This window comes from Thermomonospora catenispora, assembly GCF_006363815.1.
Lineage (GTDB): Bacteria > Actinomycetota > Actinomycetes > Streptosporangiales > Streptosporangiaceae > Thermomonospora > Thermomonospora catenispora.
In genome coordinates this window covers 1-19,640 of the sequence record NZ_RRYT01000037.1, presented here as the reverse complement: position 1 = coordinate 19,640, position 19,640 = coordinate 1, and the positions used below count along the sequence as shown (strand labels likewise).

At 73.5% G+C, this 19,640-nt stretch carries 14 protein-coding genes and 1 pseudogene; 6 read left to right on the top strand and 9 right to left on the bottom strand.

The window, feature by feature from the left end:
• Positions 1–114 precede the first annotated feature (114 nt).
• Positions 115–2,292: an AAA family ATPase gene (locus EIO00_RS21060; RefSeq protein WP_241661498.1), complete on the bottom strand. Its 2,178-nt coding sequence runs from the start codon at positions 2,290–2,292 to the stop codon at positions 115–117.
• A 1,705-nt stretch (positions 2,293–3,997) separates the two neighbouring features.
• On the opposite strand from EIO00_RS21060, the gene EIO00_RS21055 reads away from it, so the two are divergent.
• Positions 3,998–4,369: an anti-sigma factor antagonist gene (locus EIO00_RS21055; RefSeq protein ID WP_161602768.1), complete on the top strand. Its 372-nt coding sequence runs from the start codon at positions 3,998–4,000 to the stop codon at positions 4,367–4,369.
• A gap of 75 nt (positions 4,370–4,444) precedes the next feature.
• Here EIO00_RS21055 and EIO00_RS21050 read toward each other — a convergent pair whose 3' ends face one another.
• From EIO00_RS21050 to EIO00_RS21030, 5 genes are all read right to left on the bottom strand, one after another.
• Positions 4,445–5,233 carry an SGNH/GDSL hydrolase family protein gene (locus tag EIO00_RS21050; RefSeq protein ID WP_140181653.1) on the bottom strand — a complete coding sequence of 263 codons (789 nt, stop codon included), beginning with the start codon at positions 5,231–5,233 and terminating at the stop codon, positions 4,445–4,447.
• Between the two features lie 92 nt (positions 5,234–5,325).
• Positions 5,326–5,901 (bottom strand): GTP-binding protein, encoded by a 576-nt coding sequence (locus EIO00_RS21045; RefSeq protein WP_140181652.1) that lies wholly within the window; start codon positions 5,899–5,901, stop codon positions 5,326–5,328.
• Between the two features lie 37 nt (positions 5,902–5,938).
• Positions 5,939–6,391 (bottom strand): DUF742 domain-containing protein, encoded by a 453-nt coding sequence (locus EIO00_RS21040; RefSeq protein ID WP_140181650.1) that lies wholly within the window; start codon positions 6,389–6,391, stop codon positions 5,939–5,941.
• A 43-nt stretch (positions 6,392–6,434) separates the two neighbouring features.
• Positions 6,435–6,845, bottom strand: coding sequence for a roadblock/LC7 domain-containing protein (locus tag EIO00_RS21035; RefSeq protein WP_140181648.1), 411 nt, complete (start codon positions 6,843–6,845; stop codon positions 6,435–6,437).
• Entirely contained in the window at positions 6,842–9,805 is a 2,964-nt protein-coding gene (locus tag EIO00_RS21030) for a sensor histidine kinase (RefSeq protein WP_161602767.1), read from the bottom strand. The genes EIO00_RS21035 and EIO00_RS21030 overlap by 4 nt, the downstream gene beginning before the upstream one ends.
• An 850-nt stretch (positions 9,806–10,655) precedes the next feature.
• On the opposite strand from EIO00_RS21030, the gene EIO00_RS21025 reads away from it, so the two are divergent.
• The 5 genes from EIO00_RS21025 to EIO00_RS21005 all read left to right on the top strand — a co-directional run bounded on the left by EIO00_RS21025 (position 10,656) and on the right by EIO00_RS21005 (position 15,910).
• Positions 10,656–11,639 (top strand): ABC transporter substrate-binding protein, encoded by a 984-nt coding sequence (locus EIO00_RS21025; protein ID WP_140181644.1) that lies wholly within the window; start codon positions 10,656–10,658, stop codon positions 11,637–11,639.
• 106 nt (positions 11,640–11,745) lie between these two features.
• Positions 11,746–12,486, top strand: coding sequence for an ABC transporter permease (locus EIO00_RS21020; protein WP_241661496.1), 741 nt, complete (start codon positions 11,746–11,748; stop codon positions 12,484–12,486).
• Complete coding sequence (locus tag EIO00_RS21015) at positions 12,483–13,340, top strand: ABC transporter permease (RefSeq protein WP_140181640.1); 858 nt, start codon at positions 12,483–12,485, stop codon at positions 13,338–13,340. The genes EIO00_RS21020 and EIO00_RS21015 overlap by 4 nt, the downstream gene beginning before the upstream one ends.
• A complete protein-coding gene (gene mdlC / locus EIO00_RS21010; RefSeq protein ID WP_140181638.1) occupies positions 13,337–14,935 on the top strand; it encodes a benzoylformate decarboxylase in 1,599 nt (532 codons plus the stop codon). The genes EIO00_RS21015 and mdlC overlap by 4 nt, the downstream gene beginning before the upstream one ends.
• 189 nt (positions 14,936–15,124) lie before the next feature.
• A complete protein-coding gene (locus EIO00_RS21005) occupies positions 15,125–15,910 on the top strand; it encodes an ABC transporter ATP-binding protein (RefSeq protein WP_140181636.1) in 786 nt (261 codons plus the stop codon).
• Between the two features lie 88 nt (positions 15,911–15,998).
• Here EIO00_RS21005 and EIO00_RS21000 read toward each other — a convergent pair whose 3' ends face one another.
• The 3 genes and pseudogenes from EIO00_RS21000 to EIO00_RS24285 form a co-directional block, all read right to left on the bottom strand.
• Positions 15,999–17,657: a bifunctional 3'-5' exonuclease/DNA polymerase gene (locus EIO00_RS21000; RefSeq protein ID WP_140181634.1), complete on the bottom strand. Its 1,659-nt coding sequence runs from the start codon at positions 17,655–17,657 to the stop codon at positions 15,999–16,001.
• A 165-nt stretch (positions 17,658–17,822) separates the two neighbouring features.
• Positions 17,823–19,358, bottom strand: coding sequence for a metallophosphoesterase family protein (locus tag EIO00_RS20995; RefSeq protein ID WP_140181632.1), 1,536 nt, complete (start codon positions 19,356–19,358; stop codon positions 17,823–17,825).
• 88 nt (positions 19,359–19,446) lie between these two features.
• Positions 19,447–19,640: pseudogene (locus tag EIO00_RS24285) on the bottom strand (hypothetical protein); the annotation flags it as partial.

The window sequence follows — 19,640 nt, the reverse complement described above, 5'->3', positions numbered from 1 at the left end:
TAACACTCAAGTGCGACTTTTCGGTGCGATGCGCTGGTGCGATGCGGGCGCACCGCGCCGCCCCGGCGGCGGGCGCATCCGGGGCGGCGACCGCGGCCGGAGCGCTCCCGCCCCTCACAGATACGAGCCGGGGAAGGGGGGTTCGCCGGGCCTGCGGGGCGGCAGGTCCTCGGGGCGCAGCAGACGCACCTCGGCCGGGTCGGGCTCGCCCTCGCCGCTGGTGATCCGCTGCGCCTGCCGGGAGATGGCGGCGTCCAGCAGGTTGCGGATCAGCCGGGCGTTGCCGAACGAGGCGCCGCGCGGCTCGGCGGCCAGACGGGCGCGCAGCTCCTCCACCACCCCGGGGGCGAGCGTGAAGCCGTTCTCCGCGGTCATGAACTCGAAGATCGACACCAGCTCGTCGTTGGTGTAGTCGGGGAAGTGCAGCACCTTGGGGAAGCGGGAGTCCAGACCCGGGTTGGAGCGCAGGAAGCGCTCCATCTCGGCCTCGTACCCGGCCACGATCACCACCAGGTCGGAGCGGTGCTCCTCCATCAGCTTGATCAGCTCAGCGACCGCCTCGTGCCCGAAGTCGCGCCGGTCGTGCCCGGACATGGTGAGCGAGTACGCCTCGTCGATGAACAGCACCCCGCCCAGCGCCCGCTCCACCGCCGCCCGCACCCGCGGAGCGGTCTGCCCGATGTACTCGGCGACCAGATCGGCGCGGGACACCTCCACCAGGTGCCCCGACGACAGCAGCCCCAGCTTGGCGTAGACGGCGGCGATCAGCCGGGCGATGGTGGTCTTGGCGGTGCCCGGGTTGCCGGTGAACACCATGTGCCGGGTCGGGGAGCCGATCGGGATGCCGGCGTCGCGGCGGATCCGCTCGGCCTTGGCCTCGGCGACCAGCAGCCCCACCTCGTGCTTGACGGTGTCCAGCCCGATCAGCCGGTCGATCTCGGTGAGCGGATCGCCCTCGGCCGGCGATCCCGCCCAGGGCGCGCCCAGCGAGTCGGGCAGGTCCTCCAGCAGGATCTCCGTCAGCGACTCGTCGTCGTCGACCACCCCGTCGGCCAGCACCCGACGGCCCTGCTGCGCCACCGCCCGGTCCAGCAGCCGCACCATCAGCCGGGCGTTGGCGAACCCCCGGTCGCGGGGCGCGGCCTGCACCAGCTCCCGCACCCGGGCCTCCACGCCGGGGCCGAGGGTGAAGCCCTCGTCGGCGGCCTTGGCGGTGAACACCTCGACCAGCTCCTCGTCGGTCAGGTCGGGGAAGCGCACCGTCTTGGGGAAGTGGGCGGCCAGCTCCTCGTTGGCGCGCAGCAGCCCGTTCAGCTCGGCCTCCGGCCCGGCCAGCACCACCACCAGCTCGTCGGGGTGCGCGGCCAGCGCGGCGGTGAGCGCGGCGACCGTCTCGTGCAGCCGGGCGGCGTCGGCGGCCCCGGGAGCGGCGGCCAGGGTGTGCGCGTCGTCGATGAACAGCACCCCGCCGAGGGCGTGCTCGACCGCCCGGCGCACCTTGGTGCCGCTCTCCCCGGTGTACTCCCCCACCAGGTCGGCGCGGTCCACCTCGACCAGGTGCCCGCCGGCCAGCACGCCCAGATCGGCGTAGATCCTGCCGAGGATCCGGGCGACCTTCGTCTTGCCGGTGCCTNGATCCGGGCGACCTTCGTCTTGCCGGTGCCTGGGTTGCCGGTGAACACCAGATGCCGGGGCCGGGCGGCGACCGCCATCCCCGCCTCGCGGCGCAGCCGGGCCGCCTTGGCCTCCGCGACCAGCGCGCCGACCTCCCGCTTGACCGACTCGATCCCGGCGCAGGCGGCCAGCTCGGCCAGCGGGTCGGCGTCCGCCGTCCGGCCGGGGATGAGCCGCTGCGGCAGATCGGCGGCGGTGACCTCCACGGGCGTCCCGCGCGCCGCCGCGCCGGCGGTGCACTGCTCGGCCAGATGCTCCACCAGGCGGGCGCCGCGCAGGTTCAGCAGCGGCGGGGTGCGGGTCAGCAGCACCCCGGCGGTGCGGGCGACCTCCCGGTCCACCGTCGCGCCCCGCGCCGTCACCGCACGGCGGAACAGCTCGGCGTACTCCTCCTCGCCGAAGTCGCGGGTGCGGGTGATCTCGAACGAGCGCAGCAGGGCCGGGTTGCCGTCGAACAGGCGTTCCTCGCCGCCCGGCCGGCACAGCGCCACCACGTCCAGCTCGGGGCTGCGGGCCATCAGCCGGCGCAGCTCCTCGGCCACCGCGGGGCCGCACCGCTCGTAGGTGAACAGCTTGTCCAGGTCGTCGACGACCATCATGGCGCGGGCCTCCAGGCATTCGCGCGCCCTGGTCTGCAGCCACAGCACCGCGTCGCTGATCGGCAGGGTCGGGAAGACCTGGTCGGAGACCCAGAAGGTCTGCCGGACGACGCCGCGGTCGATGAGGGCGCGCTCCAGCTCGGCGACCGCGGTGCCCTTGCCGGTGCCCTCCGGACCGGCGATCAGCAGCCGGACCGGCCGGCCCGCCGCTCGGGCGTCGACCGTCCGACGGATCGCCTCGACCAGTTCGGGCTGTCCCACGATCCTCTCGGCGACCGGGTCCGTCGGGCCCGCGCCCTCCCCCCGGTCGCCCTCCCCGTCCGCCCGGTCGGTCGGGTCCGTCCCGGCGGCCTGGGCGGCGGGGCGGGCGAACCGCTCCACCAGGGGGTTGGCGACCACCCGGCGCGGCTCGTGCAGGCGGCGCAGGTCGGCCTGGAAGGCCCGGACCGGCACCCGGCACCGCGGGGTGGTCGCGGTGTCCGGCAGGCCCTGCACGCACCCGGTGACGCGGACCGCCATGTCCAGCCAGGCCCGGCAGGCGTCGGCCTCCCCGGCCACCAGGGCGCGGGCCAGCCAGTCGCGGATCTCCTGCTGCCAGGCCTCCACCGCGAAGTCCGCCCGCAGCGCCCGCAGCCGTTCGGCGACCCGGTCATAACGGCCGGTGCCGACGGCCACCGCCAGCTCGGCGGGCGCGGCGGTCTGCCCGGCCTGCAACAGCAGCCGGGCCAGCGCGACGTCGACCGGATCGCCCTCCCCCACCGCGTCGGTCAGCCGCTGATGCGCGGCGGTGAACCCGGCGCACGCCCACTCCAGGTAGCCCAGCGGCCCCGACAGCTCCGGCAGCAGCGCCAGCTCCTCGTCGGTGACGTCGGCCGCCCACCGCTTCTCCAGCTCGCTCTGGGGGACGGTCAGGTCGATCTCCCGGGTCTGGGGGTCGGCGGCGCGGCGTTCGAACAGCGCCACCAGCGCCCGGCGGCGCGGCTCCAGCGGCTCCAGGCCCTCGAACACCTCCAGGCAGTCGCGGGCCAGGGCGTACATGACGGCGCGGCGTTCCCGGTCGTCGCCGGCCGGCTCGGGCAGCCACAGCCCGGGAGGCCGCCAGCGCCCGCCCTGCGACAGCCAGGCCAACGGGTCGCGCACCGCGGGCTCGGGCCGGGCCAGGAACGGCGCCAGCAGCTCGTAGTCGATGTCGCCGCGCGAGCCCGCCCGGATCGCCGCCGACCCCAGCAGGAAGGTGAGCAGGGACCACAGCTCGGCGCCGGCCGCGGTGGTCTCAGGGCCGTAGAAGTCGCTGAGCGTCCGTTTGAGCAGCTCGGTCCGGGGGTCGCCGTTCAGCGCGACCGCGCGTTCGGCCAGTTCCTCATACAGCCCGTCGGGCACCCGCCAAGGTCCGTGGAAGTACACGTCGAGGACGGGTTCGTCGGTCAGCAGCAGTTCCAGATGCTCCGGCAGCCGTGGCGGGCTCACGCTCGTCGTCCATTCTCGGTACGGGATGGGGTCACAGGCCAGACGGACCCCCGGGATCCGCGAGCCACCCTACGTGAGATGCGCCTCGGCCGAGCCCGTCCCCGATGATTCGGATGACTCTCTCTTTACTCACATCACCTGACAAAGAAGGCTCACCCTGTTGGCACGGCCCGAGGGGTCCGGGATAGTTGAGGCACAGAGACGACCGTCGGCCGCATGCGACGGTCGGTCGCTTCTACCGGGAGGAGGAATCCCCCGTGCGACAACTGACCATCACCACCCGCGAGCGCGAGGGCTGCGCCGTCGTCGCCCTGCGGGGCGAACTCGACATCGCCAGCGCCGACGAGCTGCGCCGCGGCCTGCAGGCCGCCCGTCGCGCGCACGGCGACCACCTGATCCTCGACCTGGACGAGCTGGAGTTCATGGACTCCCACGGCCTCTCGGTGATCATCAACTGCCACAAGGCGGTCACCGCCGGGCGGGGCGGCCTGGCGCTGACCGGCGCCCGCCCGATCGTGCGGCGCACCCTGCAGATCACCGGGCTGGACCGCAGGCTGGCCCTCTACGACACCGTCGAGCAGGCCGCCGCCTCGCTCCGCCGCCCGGCGGACGCCGCCTCGGCCGTCTGACCGCCGGCCCCGGACGCCCGTCCCGTCCACGGCGCCGGACGGGACGGGCGTCCGAGCCTCGGCGCCGGGCCCGCCTCACACCGGCAGCAGGTCGGGCCGCTTGGGCGGACGGCCGTCGCCGCTGGACCGTCCCTGGATCCGGCGCTGGATCCAGGGCAGGAAGTAGGTCCTGGCCCAGTACAGGTCCTCCCGGCGCTGCTCGTGCCAGCTCCGGGCGGCCACCGGCGCGGGCCACGGCTCGCGCCAGTCCCCCTCCACCGGGACGCCGAGCCGTTCGCACACCAGCAGCGCCAGCCTGCGGTGCCCCTCCGACGACAGATGCAGCCGGTCCTCGTGCCAGGCCCGCGGGTCGTACAGCACGCTGCGCGGCCACAGGTCCACCAGCAGGCAGCCCCGCCGGTCGGCGATGGCCCGCAGATGCATGCTGTAGGTGGCGGCCTTGCCCCGGATCCGGCGGCCCGCCCGCAGCCACTGCGGATCGAAGCCCGTGAAGATCACCACTCGGGCGCCGGTGCCGCGCAACCGCTGCACCGCCTCGTCGAACATCACCGCCAGCGCGTCCGGATCCGCGCCGGGGCGGAGCATGTCGTTGCCGCCCCCGCAGAACGTCACCAGGTCGGGCCGCATCTCCACGGCCCGCGGCACCTGGTCGGCCACGATCTGGCGGAGCAGTTTGCCGCGCACGGCCAGATTGGCGTATCGCAGCCCGGGGCGATGCGCCGCGATGTGCTCGGCCAACCGGTCGGCCCAGCCGCGGAACCGGTCCGGATCGACGGGGTCGGGGTCCTGCAGCCCTTCGGTGAAACTGTCACCGATCGCTACATAGGTATCGATTCCGTCGATTCCAGGTGGCGTCGCACTCATTTCCCTGATCACGTCAGCACATGGTGCAACACGGGCAAAGCCCTACGCGACCGTAACAAATCCCTACGCGACCGTGACCGGGCCGCCTCGGGTCAGGTCCAGGCGGGGCCGGGGGCGGGCGCCGGGCCGGCCGACTGCATCTGCAGGGCGTGCTGCACCAGCACGATCAGCGCCTGCTTGGTGGACTCCCGGCTGCGGGCGTCCACCTGCACGATCGGGATCTCCGACCCGATCGTCAGCGCCTCGCGGATCTCCTCGTTGGTGTGCGTGAACTCGCCGTGGAAGCCGTTGACCCCCACGATGTAGGGCAGCCCCGACTCCTCGAAGTAGTCCAGCGCGGCGAAGCAGTCCGCCAGGCGCCGGGTGTCGACCAGCACCACCGCGCCGATCGCACCGCGCACCAGGTCGTCCCACATGAACCAGAACCGGTGCTGACCGGGGGTGCCGAACAGGTAGAGGATCAGGTCGCTCTCCAGCGTGACCCGGCCGAAGTCCATGGCCACGGTGGTGGTGGTCTTGTCCGGCACCGCGGTCAGGTCGTCGATCCCGGCGCTGGCGGCGGTCATCACCGCCTCGGTGGTCAGCGGCTGGATCTCCGAGACCGAGCCGACGAAGGTGGTCTTGCCCACCCCGAAGCCCCCGCCGACCACGATCTTGACCGAGGTCATCTCGGGGCCCTCGCCGCCTGGGAGGGGCAGGCTGGCGTCAGAGCTTTCGTAGACCACTGAGCACCCTTTCAAGCAAACGGACATCGGGCTGCGCGTCGGCCGGGCGCGACTGGTGCAGGCGCAGCAGTCCTTCGTGCGCCATGTCGGCGATGATCACGCGGGCCACCCCGAGCGGCAGGCGGAGCAGGGCGGAGACCTCCGCCACCGATCGCCAAGAGCGACACAGGTCCATGATCGCCCGGTACTCGGGGGTCAGCGTGGTCACGTCCCTGGGCGGGTACGGCGCGGCCGACACCAACGCCTCGATCGCCAGGTCGTAGCGGGGTCGGGTACGCCCGCCGGTCACGGTGTAAGGGCGCACCAGCGAACGTCGGTCGCCGTGGGCGGGCTGGGACTGCTCGCCCGCCCACCCGGGATCGCCGGATCGTCCGGGACCGGCGGGGCCGCCGGCCGGTCCGGCACCGAAATGTTGCCTGCCGTGGTCCACCACGGTGCCTTCCGTCGAAGCCTGTCAGGTCTTTCCGGTCGCCGGGTCACCCGCGAGGCGGCCCGGCCCCCAGTTCGGTGCGCAGCGCTGGGGTCAGCACCCGGCCGACGCGCTCCACGAGCAACGTCATCTCGTACGCCACCAGCCCCATGTCGCAGTCCGGCGCGGCGAGCACCGCGAAGACCGCCCCGGAGCGGATGGACATCACGAACAGCAGCCCTCGCTCCATCTCCACCACGGTCTGGCTGACCCCGCCCGCGTCGAACAGCTGGGCGGCCCCCTGGGTCATGCTGGTCAGCCCCGCGGCGATCGCCGAGAGCTGGTCGGCGCGCTCGGGCGGGAACCCGTCGGAGTAGGCCAGCGGAAGCCCGTCGGAGGACACCACGACGGCGTGCGCGGCCTTGGGCACCCGCTCCACGAAATTGGTCACCAGCCAGTTGAGATCCTGCCGGCTCACGCGGATCCTCCCCTCTCTGTGTCGCCCTGTGCAGGCCCGGATCCACCGGGACCCGGCGGAATGCTCTCATCGGGGCCGCCCTGCTGCGGTCCCTGTCCGGAACGGGCCTCCGACCGGCCTCGGCGGACTCCGCGCTGGAGACTGGAGAACCGGTCGCGGACCACCTCGGCGGGCTTGTGCGGCGCGGGACGCGCCCGCCCTGCGGCGGGCTGCGACGGCGCCGCCGGCGTCTGCCGGCCGGGCCGCACCGCACCGGGCACCCGGTTGCGCCCGGGCACCCGCTTGGGCAGCCCGGCCTTGGTGACGCCGCCCGAGGTCGGCTCGCGCGCCGCCTCGGCGGCCTGCCATCCAGCGTCGCCGGGCGACTGCCAGCGGCGCTCCCGTTCCCGGGCGGAGCCGCCGGCGCGACGCTGGAACCATTCCGACTCCATGGCGTCGAAGATCGGCGAACTTTCCACGGCCGCGGCGGGCGCCGGGTCCTCGGCCGCGCCCCACGACACGCCCGTCTCGGCGGGCGGGCGCTGCGGGCCGGTCGACGATCCCTCCGCGGGCGGCCCGGACGACGATCCGGGCGGGGGCCCCGACTGCGGGGCCGGTTCGAGCTGTGGGAAGCCCGGCAGGCTCGCGGCCAGCGTGGGCTCTCCGATCGATGGCTGCTGCGGTCCGGTATCCGACACGATGGGCTGCGGTCCCGTCTTATCGTCCGGCTTCCGGTGACGCGGCCCGGGCGTGAGCTCGCGGCCGGAGGCCTGAGGCGGCGGCGCCGCGCCCACCGCGGGCTGGGCGCCGGTGTTGCCGGTGGGCCGCGCGGTCGAGGAGGAGTCCTCGACGATCGGCAGCGGCCCGGAGTCCCGCAACTGCGGCTGCGGCCCGGTGCCGAGCCCTTCGCGGCGGGACGGCCGGCCCGTGCCCGCCGCGGGGATCGGGCCGGTGGAGTCGGCGGCCACCCCGGCGGCGACCGGGGCGGGCGTCCAGGCCGCACTGGCGGCCGGGACGTCGGCGGCGGGGTCGGCCGGCGTGCTCTCGGCGGGCAGCTCGCCCCGGGCGATCACGGCGGCCGGCAGCAGCACGAACGCGGTGATGCCGCCGGACAGCGCCGGGCGCAGCTCGACCCGGATGCCGTGCCGCTGGGCCAGCCGGCCGACCACGAACAGGCCCATGCGGCGGGCCGCGGAGAAGTCGACGACCGGCGGGTTGGCCAGGCGCCAGTTGACCTGCTCCAGCTCGTCCGCCGGGATGCCGACGCCGTTGTCGGTGATCTGGAGCATCGCCCCGCCGCCGGACAGCAGGTGGCCGGACACGGTGACCTTGGTGTGCTGGGGGGAGAACACGGTGGCGTTCTCCACCAGCTCGGCCACCAGGTGGACCAGGTCGTTGACCGCCTGGCCGGTGACCGACACCTCGCCCTGCACCCGCAGCGTGACCCGCTCGTACTGCTCGACCTCCGACAGCGAGGCGCGCACGATGTCGATCAGCGGAACCGGCTGGTTCCACCGGCGCACCTGCTCCTGGCCGCCGAGGACCAGCAGGTTCTCGCAGTTGCGGCGCATGCGGGTGGCCAGGTGGTCCAGCTGGAACAGGCTGGCCAGCTGGTCGGCGTCCTGCTCGTTCTGCTCCAGTTCGTCGATCAGGCGCAGCTGGCGCTCGATCAGCGACTGCATCCGGCGGGACAGGTTGACGAACATCGCGTTGACGTTGCCGCGCAGCACGGCCTCGTCGGCGGCCAGCCGCACCGCCTCCCGGTGCACCTCGTCGAACGCCCGGGCGACCTCGCCGATCTCGTCGCTGGTGTGGATGTCGATCGGCTCGACCTCGATCCCGCCGGCCGCGGCCTGCGGGTCGCGCAGCCGTTCCACCACGCCGGGCAGCCGGGTGCCGGCGATCTGCAGGGCGCTCTCCCGCAGCCGCTGCAGCGGGCCCACCAGCGAGCGCGCGATCAGCGAGGTGAGCAGCAGCGCCAGCAGCACGATCAGCGCGGTGACCGCGGTGTCGACCACGGCCGCCAGCCGGGCCGCCGACCGCTGGTCGCGGGCGCGATCCAGCAGCTGGTCGCCGAGCCTGCGCTCGGCCACCCGCATCTGCTCGATCATCACGGTCAGCGAGGAGCCCAGTGCGGCCGACCCGCTCCGGGTGGTCAGCTGCCGGGGCAGCAGCCCGCCGCGGGACTGGGCCGAGGCGATGGCCTGCTGGCGCAGCTCCCGGGCCCGGTCGATCTCCGGGCCGATGACGGTGTCGTCGTACATCTGACGCTGCCCCAGCGTCGCGGCCTGACGGAAGACGGCCAGCTCGCTGTCCTCACGGGAACGCGCGCCCAGCAGCGCCGCCAGCTCCTCGGGCGTCAGCCGGCCGGAGCGGGCGCCGACCGCCAGCAGCGCGCGCTGCCGGGAGACCTGCTCCTTGGCCCGGGTCACGGCGGCGATGGCACGGCTGGTCGCGGCCAGCTGCTCGTCGGCCACGCCCTGAGCGACGCCGTCGACGACACCGATCAGCTCGTCGATGGACTCGGAGTACTTCTCCAGCACGGTGAACACCGGCACGCGGGTCTCGGTCGCCATGGAACGCAGCGACCGCACCCCCTCCAGCCGGTTCAGCACCCGGCGCGCGTCGGTGGCGGCCTCCTCCGAGAACGAGTCGTCCACCCCCAGGGCGATCTCGCGGACCTGGCCGATCACCGCGTCCACCTTGGTGTACTGCTCACGCAGCTCCGCCAGCCGCGCCTCGGAGCGGCCCGCGACGATGTAGCCCACCGTCTGGTCGCGCTCGGCGGCGAACTCCTGCACCAGGGCGGTGACCCCGTTGCCGAGCCGTGCCATGTGCTCCGCCCGGCCGTAGGCCTGCGCGCTGGTGATCGAACCGGAGACCCGCAGACCGCCGAGCACCAGGACGGCCACGGTCGGGATCAGCACCAGAACGGCCAGCCGGCGACGCACCCGCCAGTTGCGCAGGCGCAGCCCGCGCATACGGGCGGGCGGCTCGGCAGCGGCCGATCCGGCCCCCGAGTCCTTGGACCGGGGTGCGTCGTCCCCACCTGTTTCGTTCGATTGCATCCGGCGTTAACACCCTCCAGCTCACATGCCGCATCGGCAGAAGAGGGACCACCCGGGGGTGCAGGCGCAGCGTCTTTCTGCCTTCCAGCGCGTGACATTGGAGCACATCCCCGACGGAGCCCGCAAAGATTGCAGCAGCAGAACGGACACGACGATCCCACCTAAAGAACTTTCTACCCAAATGTCCGATTATTTGCACACAAACGAACACGATACGTGAACATCCATCAAAGATCATCACCTACCGTAACGACAAAATCACACAAGCATGACAAAACACGCAACTACCAGGAAGAATCACTGGAAGATTGACCAATTGCCCGGCCGCTCCGCCATTGCGGAAAGGCCGGGCCGCCGCCCATAATTCGCGGCCGACGGGCCGGAAAACACGCCGCCGGCACCCGCGGAGAGGATCCGGCGAGGAGGTCACTCACGGTAAGGATCCGACTACGGCGACGCCGGCCCCGCCCACGGTTCGGCGGCCTTGAGGCCCGTGAGCCGCCGCACGGGCGGCACCCTGCGGCTTGGAACGGTCTTATCGCAGGCCGCCCCGTCGACGGCCGACCCCGTTTCCACACTCGACCAAGCCGACGATCACGAGATCGTCACCCATTCCCGGACACTCCACTCACCTCGACGGAATTGCGGTACTCTCCGGACCGCCCCTCATGATCACGGCTCGGAGGGCGCGGTGCCGCGTCGGGCACCGCCCGTTCACCTCCGGTTTCCCGACCAAATCCCCATGCGAGATTAAGGAGCTCCCATGAGGCCATCCCGCCGTCGTTTCGGCGCTCTCGCTGCGCTGCTGGTGGCCGGCTCGCTCATCACCGGCTGCGGTGGCGATGACGGCTCCGCCTCCGGCGGCAACGGCCTGGAAAAGCAGACCATCACGGTGGCGGCGCTGCCGCTGGTGGACGGGGCCGCGCTGCACATCGGGATCAAGCAGAAGCTGTTCGAGGCCGAGGGCCTGAAGGTCCAGGTCAAGCCGATCCAGCAGAGCACTCAGGCGCTGCCTGCGCTGATCAAGGGCGACGTGGACGTGATCGCCGGCGCCAACTACGTCACGTTCTTCCAGGCCCATGAGAAGGGGACGCTCAAGCTGAGCATCCTCTCCGAGGCCGCGGCGCTGACCCCGAACATGATGAACGTGCTGGTCAAGCCCGACTCCCCGATCAAGTCCGCCAAGGACCTGGAGGGGAAGAAGATCGCGGTCAACATCCCCAACAACATCCAGTCGCTGACCCTGAACGCCATCCTCAAGGCCAACAACGTCGACCCCTCCAAGGTCCAGTACATCCAGGTGCCGTTCCCGCAGATGGGGGCCGCGCTGGAGAAGGACCAGGTCGACGCGATCCACGTGGTCGAGCCGTTCCTGTCCGACGTCCAGAAGAAGCTGGGCGCCCGGGTCGTGGTCAACGGCGGCGGCGAGCCGGTGACCGGCGTCCCGATCAGCGGCTACGTCACCACCCAGGAGTTCGCCAGCAAGAACCCCAAGACCAGCGCGGCGTTCCAGCGCGCCATGCTCAAGGCCCAGGAGGCGGCGGCCAGCGACCGCAAGAAGGTGGAAGAGGTGGTGCCCGACTACGCGCGCATCGAGCCGCAGGTCGCCTCGGTGATCACCATGCCGGACTTCCCGTCCTCGGTGAACACCACCCGTCTGCAGCGGATCGTGGACCTGATGGTCTCCGGCGGCCTGCTGAAGGACAAGCCCGATCTGAACACGATCGTGTTCCAGGCCAAGGCCTGACGGCCGTCCCATCTCCCTGATGACGACATCAACCGCCTCTGCCCGCTCCGGCCGGGCGGCACGGCCCCTCACGCGCACCGGACGGTGGGCGCGAGGGGCCGTCGGCGTGGCCGCCCTCTTCGCGGCGAGCGAGCTGCTCGGCCGGGCCGAGATCGTCGACCGTTCGTATCTGCCGCCGGCCTCCTCGGTCGTGACCCGCGCGATCGAGCTGGCCGGCGACACGCTGTTCCTGCAGTACCTGGCCGACACGATGACCGCCTGGGCGGTGGGCCTGGGGCTGGCGATCGCCGTCGCCGTCCCGCTGGGCCTGCTGCTGGGCAGCGTCCCGGCGGTCAACGCCGCCACCCGGGCGATCGTGGAGTTCCTGCGGCCGATCCCGTCGGTGGCGCTGATCCCGCTGGCCGGGCTGCTGCTGGGCTCCGGCACGGAGATGAAGGTGGCGCTGATCGTGTACGCCTCCACCTGGCCGATCCTGTTCAACACCATGTACGGCCTGGCCGAGGTCGACCCCGCCGGCAAGGACACGCTGCGGGTGTTCGGATTCGGGCGGCTGGAGATCCTGCTGCGGGTCTCGCTGCCGTCGGCGGCCCCGTTCATCGCCACCGGGATCCGGCTGGCCGCGGCGATCGCGCTGATCCTGGCCGTCGGCACCGAGATCATCTCCGGTTTCGGCGAGGGCCTGGGGATCTTCATCGCGCAGGCCTACTCCGTCCCCGACGGGGCGCGCGACGTGCTGGCCGGCACCGTGTGGGCGGGGACCCTGGGGCTGGTCATCGACGCGGCCCTCGGCGGGGCGCAGCGCCGGATGTTCCACTGGCACCACGCTCGCCAAGGCGGCACGACATGAGCACGACCGCATCCTCCGCCGTCTCCCCCGCCGTCGGGCGCGGGCGCCGGGCCGCCCGGTTCCTCGGCGGGCTCGCCCACCGCTGGCTGCCGTTCGCGCTGCTGATCGGCGCGTGGGAGCTGGCCACCCGGGCGGCCGAGAGCCCGTTCTTCCCGCCGCCGTCCCAGATCGTCTCGGCGACGCACGAGCTGTGGCTGTCCGGTCCGGCGACCCGGCTGTTCCTCACCGACCTGGCGATGGACAACCTGCTGCCCAGCCTGGGCCGGATGGCCCTGGCGCTGGCGATCGCGGCGGTGGCCGGGATCGCGCTGGGCATGGTGCTGGGCCGGTCCGAGCGGGCCATGGCCTACCTGAACCCGCTGCTGCAGTTCTGCCGGGCGATCCCGCCGCCGACCCTGGTGCCGGTGTTCATCGTGCTGTTCGACCTGGGCACGCAGATGCAGGTGGCCTCGATCATCTTCAGCGTGATCTGGCCGATCCTGCTGAACACCGCCGACGGCGCGCGGTCGGTGACCCCCTTGCAGATGGACACCGCCGAGGTGTTCCGGCTGTCGACGGTCGACCGGATCCGCTACATCCTCATCCCCTCGGCGCTGCCGAAGATCTTCGCGGGACTGCGGCTGGCGCTGTCGCTGTCGCTGATCCTGGTGGTCTTCTCCGAGCTGCTGCCGGGGACCGTCAACGGCATCGGATTCCAGCTCACCGACGCCCAGAGCCGTTCGGACATGCCGACCATGTGGTCGGTGATCGTCCTGCTCGGCGTGCTGGGCTACGCGCTGAACACCCTCCTGCTGGCGGTGGAACGACGTACGCTCGGCCGGCACCGCCCGGCCGACGGAAAGGGCGACACATGACGTACACGGTCCGCGACGCGTTCTACGACTTCTGCCGAAGCGTCGGGATGACCACCCTGTTCGGCAACCCCGGCTCCACCGAGCTGCGGATGTTCCGCGACTTCCCCGAGGACTTCCGCTACGTGCTGGCGTTGCAGGAGACGGTGGCGGTGGCCGCCGCGGCCGGTCATGCGCTGGGCACCGGGCGGGCCGGGCTGGTCAGCCTGCACTCGGCGGGCGGCGTGGGGCACTCGCTGGGGGCGGTGTTCAACGCCTACCGGGACCGGGTGCCGGTGGTGATCCTGGCCGGGCAGCAGTCCCGGCCGATGATCCGGCTCCGCCCGTTCCTGGGGGCCGACGAGCCGGCCTCCTTCCCCCGCCCCTACGTCAAGTACAGCCACCAGCCCGAACGCGGCGAGGACGTCGCCGAGGCGATCGCCGAGGCGTACCGGATCGCGATGACCCCGCCGCGCGGCCCGGTGCTGGTGTCCGTCCCCGAGGACGACTGGGACCTGCCCGCCGAGCCGGTGCCGCACCGGGAGGTGCGCGCGGACTTCGCCGCCGACCCGGCCGCGCTGCGGGAGGTGGCCGACGCGCTGAACGCCGCCCGCTCCCCGGTGATCGTGGTCGGCCCCGGCGTGGAGGACGAAGGCGCCCAGGAACTGGTGGTCCGGCTCGCCGAACGCGCCAACGCGGGGGTGTGGATCAGCCCGCTGTCGGGGCGTTCGGGCTTCCCCGAGGAGCACCGGCTGTTCCAGGGCTTCCTGCCCCCGGTGCGCTCCCAGCTCGCCGCCCGGCTCGCGGACAACGACGTGATCCTGGTGCTCGGCGCGCAGGTGTTCACCTACCACGTGCACGAGGAGGGGCCCTTCATCCCCGAGGGCGCGCGGCTGTTCCACTTCGACTGCGACCCGGCGCAGGTCGCCTGGGCGCCGGTCGGCACCAGCGTGCTGACCACCATCCGGGGCGGGCTGCGGGGCCTGCTGGAGCTGGTGGAACGGTCCGACCGCCCGGCTCCCCCGCCCCGGCCCCGGCTGGCCGTCCCCGAGGCGACCGATCCGATCCCGCCGGAGCTGCTGGTGGAGACCCTGCGCGAGGTCATGCCCGCGGACGGGGTGCTGGTGGAGGAGGCCCCCAGCCACCGGGACCTGTTCCACGCCCGTTTCCCGATCAACACGCCGGGCGGGTTCCTGACCACCGGCAGCGGCGCGCTCGGCTGGGGCCTGCCGCTGGCGGTGGGCCGGTCGCTGGCCTCCTCGGGCGAACGGATCGTGTGCCTGATCGGAGACGGCTCGATCATGTACTCGGTGCAGGCGCTGTGGACCGCGGCCCAGCACCGGGTCCCGATGACCGTCGTGGTGCTCAACAACCACGGATACGGGGCGGTCAAGGCGCTGGGCCGCCGCATCGACCTGCCCACCGTGCCCGGCACCGACATCCACGACCTGGACTTCGTGCAGGTCGCCCGCGGGATGGGCGTGCCGGGCCGGACGGTGACCAAGGCCGCCGACATCAAGCCCGCGCTGCTGGAGGGGCTGGAGCACGACGGGCCGTTCCTGGTCGACGTGACCGTCGCGGCCGACGACTCCCCGGCCTATGAGCCGTGGGCGCGCTGAGCGTCCGGTGACCCCGCCGTGCGGGGGCGCGGATCCGCGTCGCCGCACGGCGGGCCCGCCCGGACGGCCCGGGCGGACGGCCCGGGCGGGGCTCCGGAAAGCTCGGAAACCAGATTCGGACAAGGCAGGATGTGACATGCTTTGTCGCGTTCGCCTGGTCCGCCGTCGAGGATCGCTGGGGGATCTCCCTTGCTCGAAATTCAGAATCTGACGCACACCTACGCCGACGGCCACACGGCGATCAAGGACATCAACCTGACCGTGCAGGACGGCCAGCTGGTCAGCATCGTGGGGCCGTCCGGCTGCGGCAAGTCCACCCTGCTGCGGTGCATCGCCGGGCTGATCCGTCCGGCCGAGGGGCGGATCGTCCTGGACGGCACCCCGGCCGACGGGGTCCCCGACAACCTCGCGGTGGTCTTCCAGGACTACAGCCGTTCGCTGTTCCCCTGGCTGACGGTCCGCGACAACGTGGCGCTGCCGCTCAAGCAGCGCGGCATGTCCAAGGCACAGCGCCGCGAGGCGGCGATGGAGGCGCTGGAGTCGGTCGGGCTGGCGGACGCCGGGAGCAAGTACCCCTGGCAGCTGTCCGGCGGCATGCAGCAGCGGGTGTCCATCGCCCGGGCGCTGGCCTACCGGCCGTCGCTGCTGCTGATGGACGAGCCGTTCGGGTCGCTGGACGCCCAGACCCGTGAGGACCTGGAGGATCTGACCCTCAAGGTGCGCGGCGACGGCGGCATGACGATCCTGCTGGTCACCCACGACATCGACGAGAGCGTGTACGTCGGGGACCGGGTCGTGGTGCTGGGCGCCTCCCCCGGTCACGTGCGCGCCGACCTGACGGTCGACCTGCCGGAGCCGCGCGACCAGATCTCCACCCGGGAGCTGCCGGAGTTCGTCCGGCTGCGCGCCGAGGTGGGCCGGCTGGTGCGCGGCGCGGGCGAGACCGCCGAGCAGGCCGCCACGGCCGCCACGTGACCGTCCGGCGGCCCGCCGGGGCCGCCTGAGGCGCTCCGCGGCCGCCGGTGAGGCCGCACGGCGCCGTACCGGTTCCGCATGGCGGGCGTCACTTGGCGTCGGCGTAGCAGTCCACGATCGCGGTCTGCATCGGGAAGACGACCGGGGTCTCCCCGAACACCATCCGGCCGGCCCGGGCGCCGGCGGCGCGGATCTCGGCGGCGACCCGCTCGGCGACGTCCCGCGGGGTGTGCACGATCACCTCGTCGTGCTGGAAGAACACCAGATGCGGACGCCCGGGCAGGGTCCGCAGCCGCCCGCGCAGCAGGGCCAGCAGCACCAGCGCCCAGTCGGCGGCGCTGGCCTGCACCACGAAGTTGCGGGTGAAGCGGCCCCGGCTGCGCAGCGCGGAGCCGGCCCGCTCGCCCTCGTCGGCGGTCAGCTCCCGCCACGCGGCCGAGGGCGGCGGGCAGGTGCGGCCCAGCCGGGACCGCACCACCCGGCCCGCCTCGCCGTCGCGGGCGGCGGCCTCCACGTACTCCAGCGCCTGAGGGAAGCGTCTGCGCAGCACTCCCAGCAGCCGGGTCGCCTCCGCGCCGCCGCCTCCGTACATCGCCGACAGCAGCGCGATCTTGGCCTTGTCGCGGGCCTCCTCCGGGCGTCCCCCGAACGCCTCCGCCAGCGCCGCGTACAGGTCGCCCTGGGCGGCCGCGGCGGCGAACGCGCGGTCCCCGGCGAGCGCGGCCAGCACCCGGGGTTCGAGCTGGGCGGCGTCCGCCACCACCAGCGTCCATCCCGGGTCGGCGACCACGGCGCGGCGCAGCACCCGGGGGATCTGCAGCGCCCCGCCGCCCCGGGTGGCCCAGCGTCCCGACGCCACCCCGCCGACCGCGTACTCGGGGCGGAACCTGCCGTCCCGGACCCAGGCGTCCAGCCACGCCCAGCCGTGCGCGGCGTGCAGCCTGGCCAGCTCCTTGTACTCCAGCAGCAGCGGCACCGCCGGATGGTCGACGCGGCGCAGCACGTGCGCCCGGGTGGAGGGCACCGGCACGCCGGCGGCGGCGAACGCCTTGAGCAGCTGGCCCGGCGAGTCGGGGTTGACCGGCCGGCGCGTCCCGAACGCCGCGCTGATCCGGTCGGCCAGCTCCTGCAGGCGGCGGGGCCGCAGCCCGGGGGCCGGGCGGGGGCCGAGCAGTTCGGTGAGCAGGGCGTCGTGCACGTCGGCGCGCCACGGCAGCCCGTCGCGGGTCATCTCGGCGGCCACCAGCGCGCCCGCCGACTCGGCCGCCGCCAGCAGCGGCAGCCTCCCCGCCCCGGCGAGCCTGCGGAGCTGGTCGGCGTGCACGGCGATCAGCCGGTCCAGCTCCTCGGCGGCGTCCGGGGCCTCCTCGAACAGCGAGGGCTGCTCTCCCCGGTGCCGTTCGAAGGCGTCGTCGAGAGGGGCGGCGGGCACCGGCTCGCCGCGCAGCCTGGCCCAGGCCGCCCGCGCCGAGGAGGGTTCCCCGTGGCGGCCCGCATGGCCCAGCAGCAGCCTCTCGACCAGTTCGACGTCGTGGCAGCGGCCGACCCGGACCCCGGCGGCCAGCAGCCGGGGGTACAGCACCGCGGTGGACGCCCACACCCAGCGGGGCCGGTCGGCGCGCTCCCGTTCGGCGACGGCGGCGCCCAGGTCCGCGACCCGCCGGGGCGGGCCGGCGGGGGAGCCGTCGTCGGCCAGGGGGCGCAGCAGCCCGCCGCCGTCGGCCGTCGCCGTCACCGCGATGCGCACCCGTCCATTGAACCCCTCCCGCCGCACGGCTCCGCCCCGCGGTCGCGAAGGCGGTCGGCGCGGCGGCGCGCCGGCCCCGTGCCGCGGCCCCGTTCCGGCGACGGCGTCCGTTCCGGCCGGCGGGGACGGGGCTGGGAAGGGCGGAGAAGGGCCGCCGGGCGGGGTTCAGCGCAGCGGGATCGTCACCGAGTCCTCCACCGGCGGGCGGTCCTCGTGCTCGGCGCAGCCGGTCACCCCGAAGCACCGGATCGTGAGGGCGTCGGGGGCGACGTCCAGGCGCAGGAAGTTCTTGAAGAACGGGGGCCGGTCCCAGTCGGCGAACTCCGAGCGGAAGTACTGCGGCATCGTGCGCACCGGAAGCCGCCGCAGGCGATGGCGCGAGCGGGTCCCCCGCGGCACGCCCAGCAGCGCCGCCACGAACCGGGCCCGGCGGGAGGGGACGACGCCGCGGTCCTCGGCGCGGACGACGTCCGTGCCGAGCCGGTGGGCGACCGCCGCGGCCGCCTGCTGCGGGGACAGCTCCAGCCACCTCATCCGCAGCCACCGCGCGTACAGGCGGCTGTAGCGCGACAGCGAGTCGCCGCGCAGCGGATAGCAGCGGAAGGCGCCCTCCTCCACCAGCGTGGTCCGGGGGATGATGTGAGTGGCGTGCATGAACGCGCCGCCCCCGCCGGAGACGATGTACTCGATCGTGCGCCCGTCGGGCAGGCGCCTGCTGTAGCGCTGGTAGTTGTGGATGTCGCCGCCGATCGCGGCGACGTAGCGGTGGGCGGGGTCCTCCACGATGTCCAGGACCGTGCCGCTCTCGCCCTCCAGCCGTCCGGGCCTGCAGCGGCCGTCGACCAGCAGCGGTTTGCCGGTGAGCAGCAGCTTGGGCTTGTCCCCCGCCGACACCTCGCGCAGCCAGGCCGCCTGGTCGCGGTCCAGCTCCCCGGCGATGCCGGTGTCGATCCCCACGATCCGCAGCGACGGGGAGTCGATGGCCCAGTACGGGCCCGGCTGGACGGCCTGCTGGCCGGGCGCGCCCCGGAAGCGTTCGCGGGCGGCCTTGAGGGCGGCCTCGTCGATCGGAGCGGGCCTGCGCCACAGCAGCCGGGCCAGCCGTCCGGCCGCCCCGCGCCAGGGGGGCGGCTCGTGCTCGCCGGGCAGGTCGCAGAACACGCGCATGAACCCGCGCAGCCCGTCGTACCAGTCGTGGTTGCCGGGAATGGCGTAGATCGGCCCCGGATAGTCGGCGTAGGGGCGGAAGAACTTGGCCTCGTAGTCGGCGGCCTCGCCCCCGGGGTAGATGACGTCGCTGCAGATCACCATGAAGTCGGTGTCGCCTCCGACGGCCAGCAGCGGCGGCACGACCGCGTACTGCGAGCGGTCGCCCTCTCCGGTGTCGCCCAGCAGCAGGAACGAGAACGACTCCTCCTCGCGCCGCATGACGAACGACAGATCCGGGTCGCGTCGCCGCAGCTCGCGCACCCAGGCTCGGCGGATGTCGCCGCTGGGGTCGCCGAACGCCTTGGCCACCCAGTCGTTGCGGGACCGCCACAGCACGCCGGGATGCCGCCAGGAGAACCTGCGCACCTCCCCCGCCTCCGGCAGCAGGTCCACGAAGCGCCCCGGTCGGGCGCATCGCCATCCCGCACCGGCGGGGGAGGTCCGCGAGGTGCGGGGTCCGGCGGGGGGCTGAGCGTCGTCGTCGGCGCGCACGGGCTCTCCTCGGGGGGCGGTGCAGGGGGACACCGCCACCTTGCGGGGCCGGCCGCCTCAGGTCAATCGTCCGCGCCGCGCCCGGGCGTCATCGGGGGCGGCGGGGGTGCTCGGGGCGGTCGCCCGGGCGCCGTTCGTACTCGCCGGTGACGGGGAACCGGCCGCCGCCCGGCTGACGCGGCGCGGACGGCTGCGGGGGCCGCGCCGGGTAGCGGTCCGCGGGCTGCTGCGGACGGGGGTGCGCGGCGGGCGGCTGGCGGTAGGGCTGCTGCTCGCGGGGCG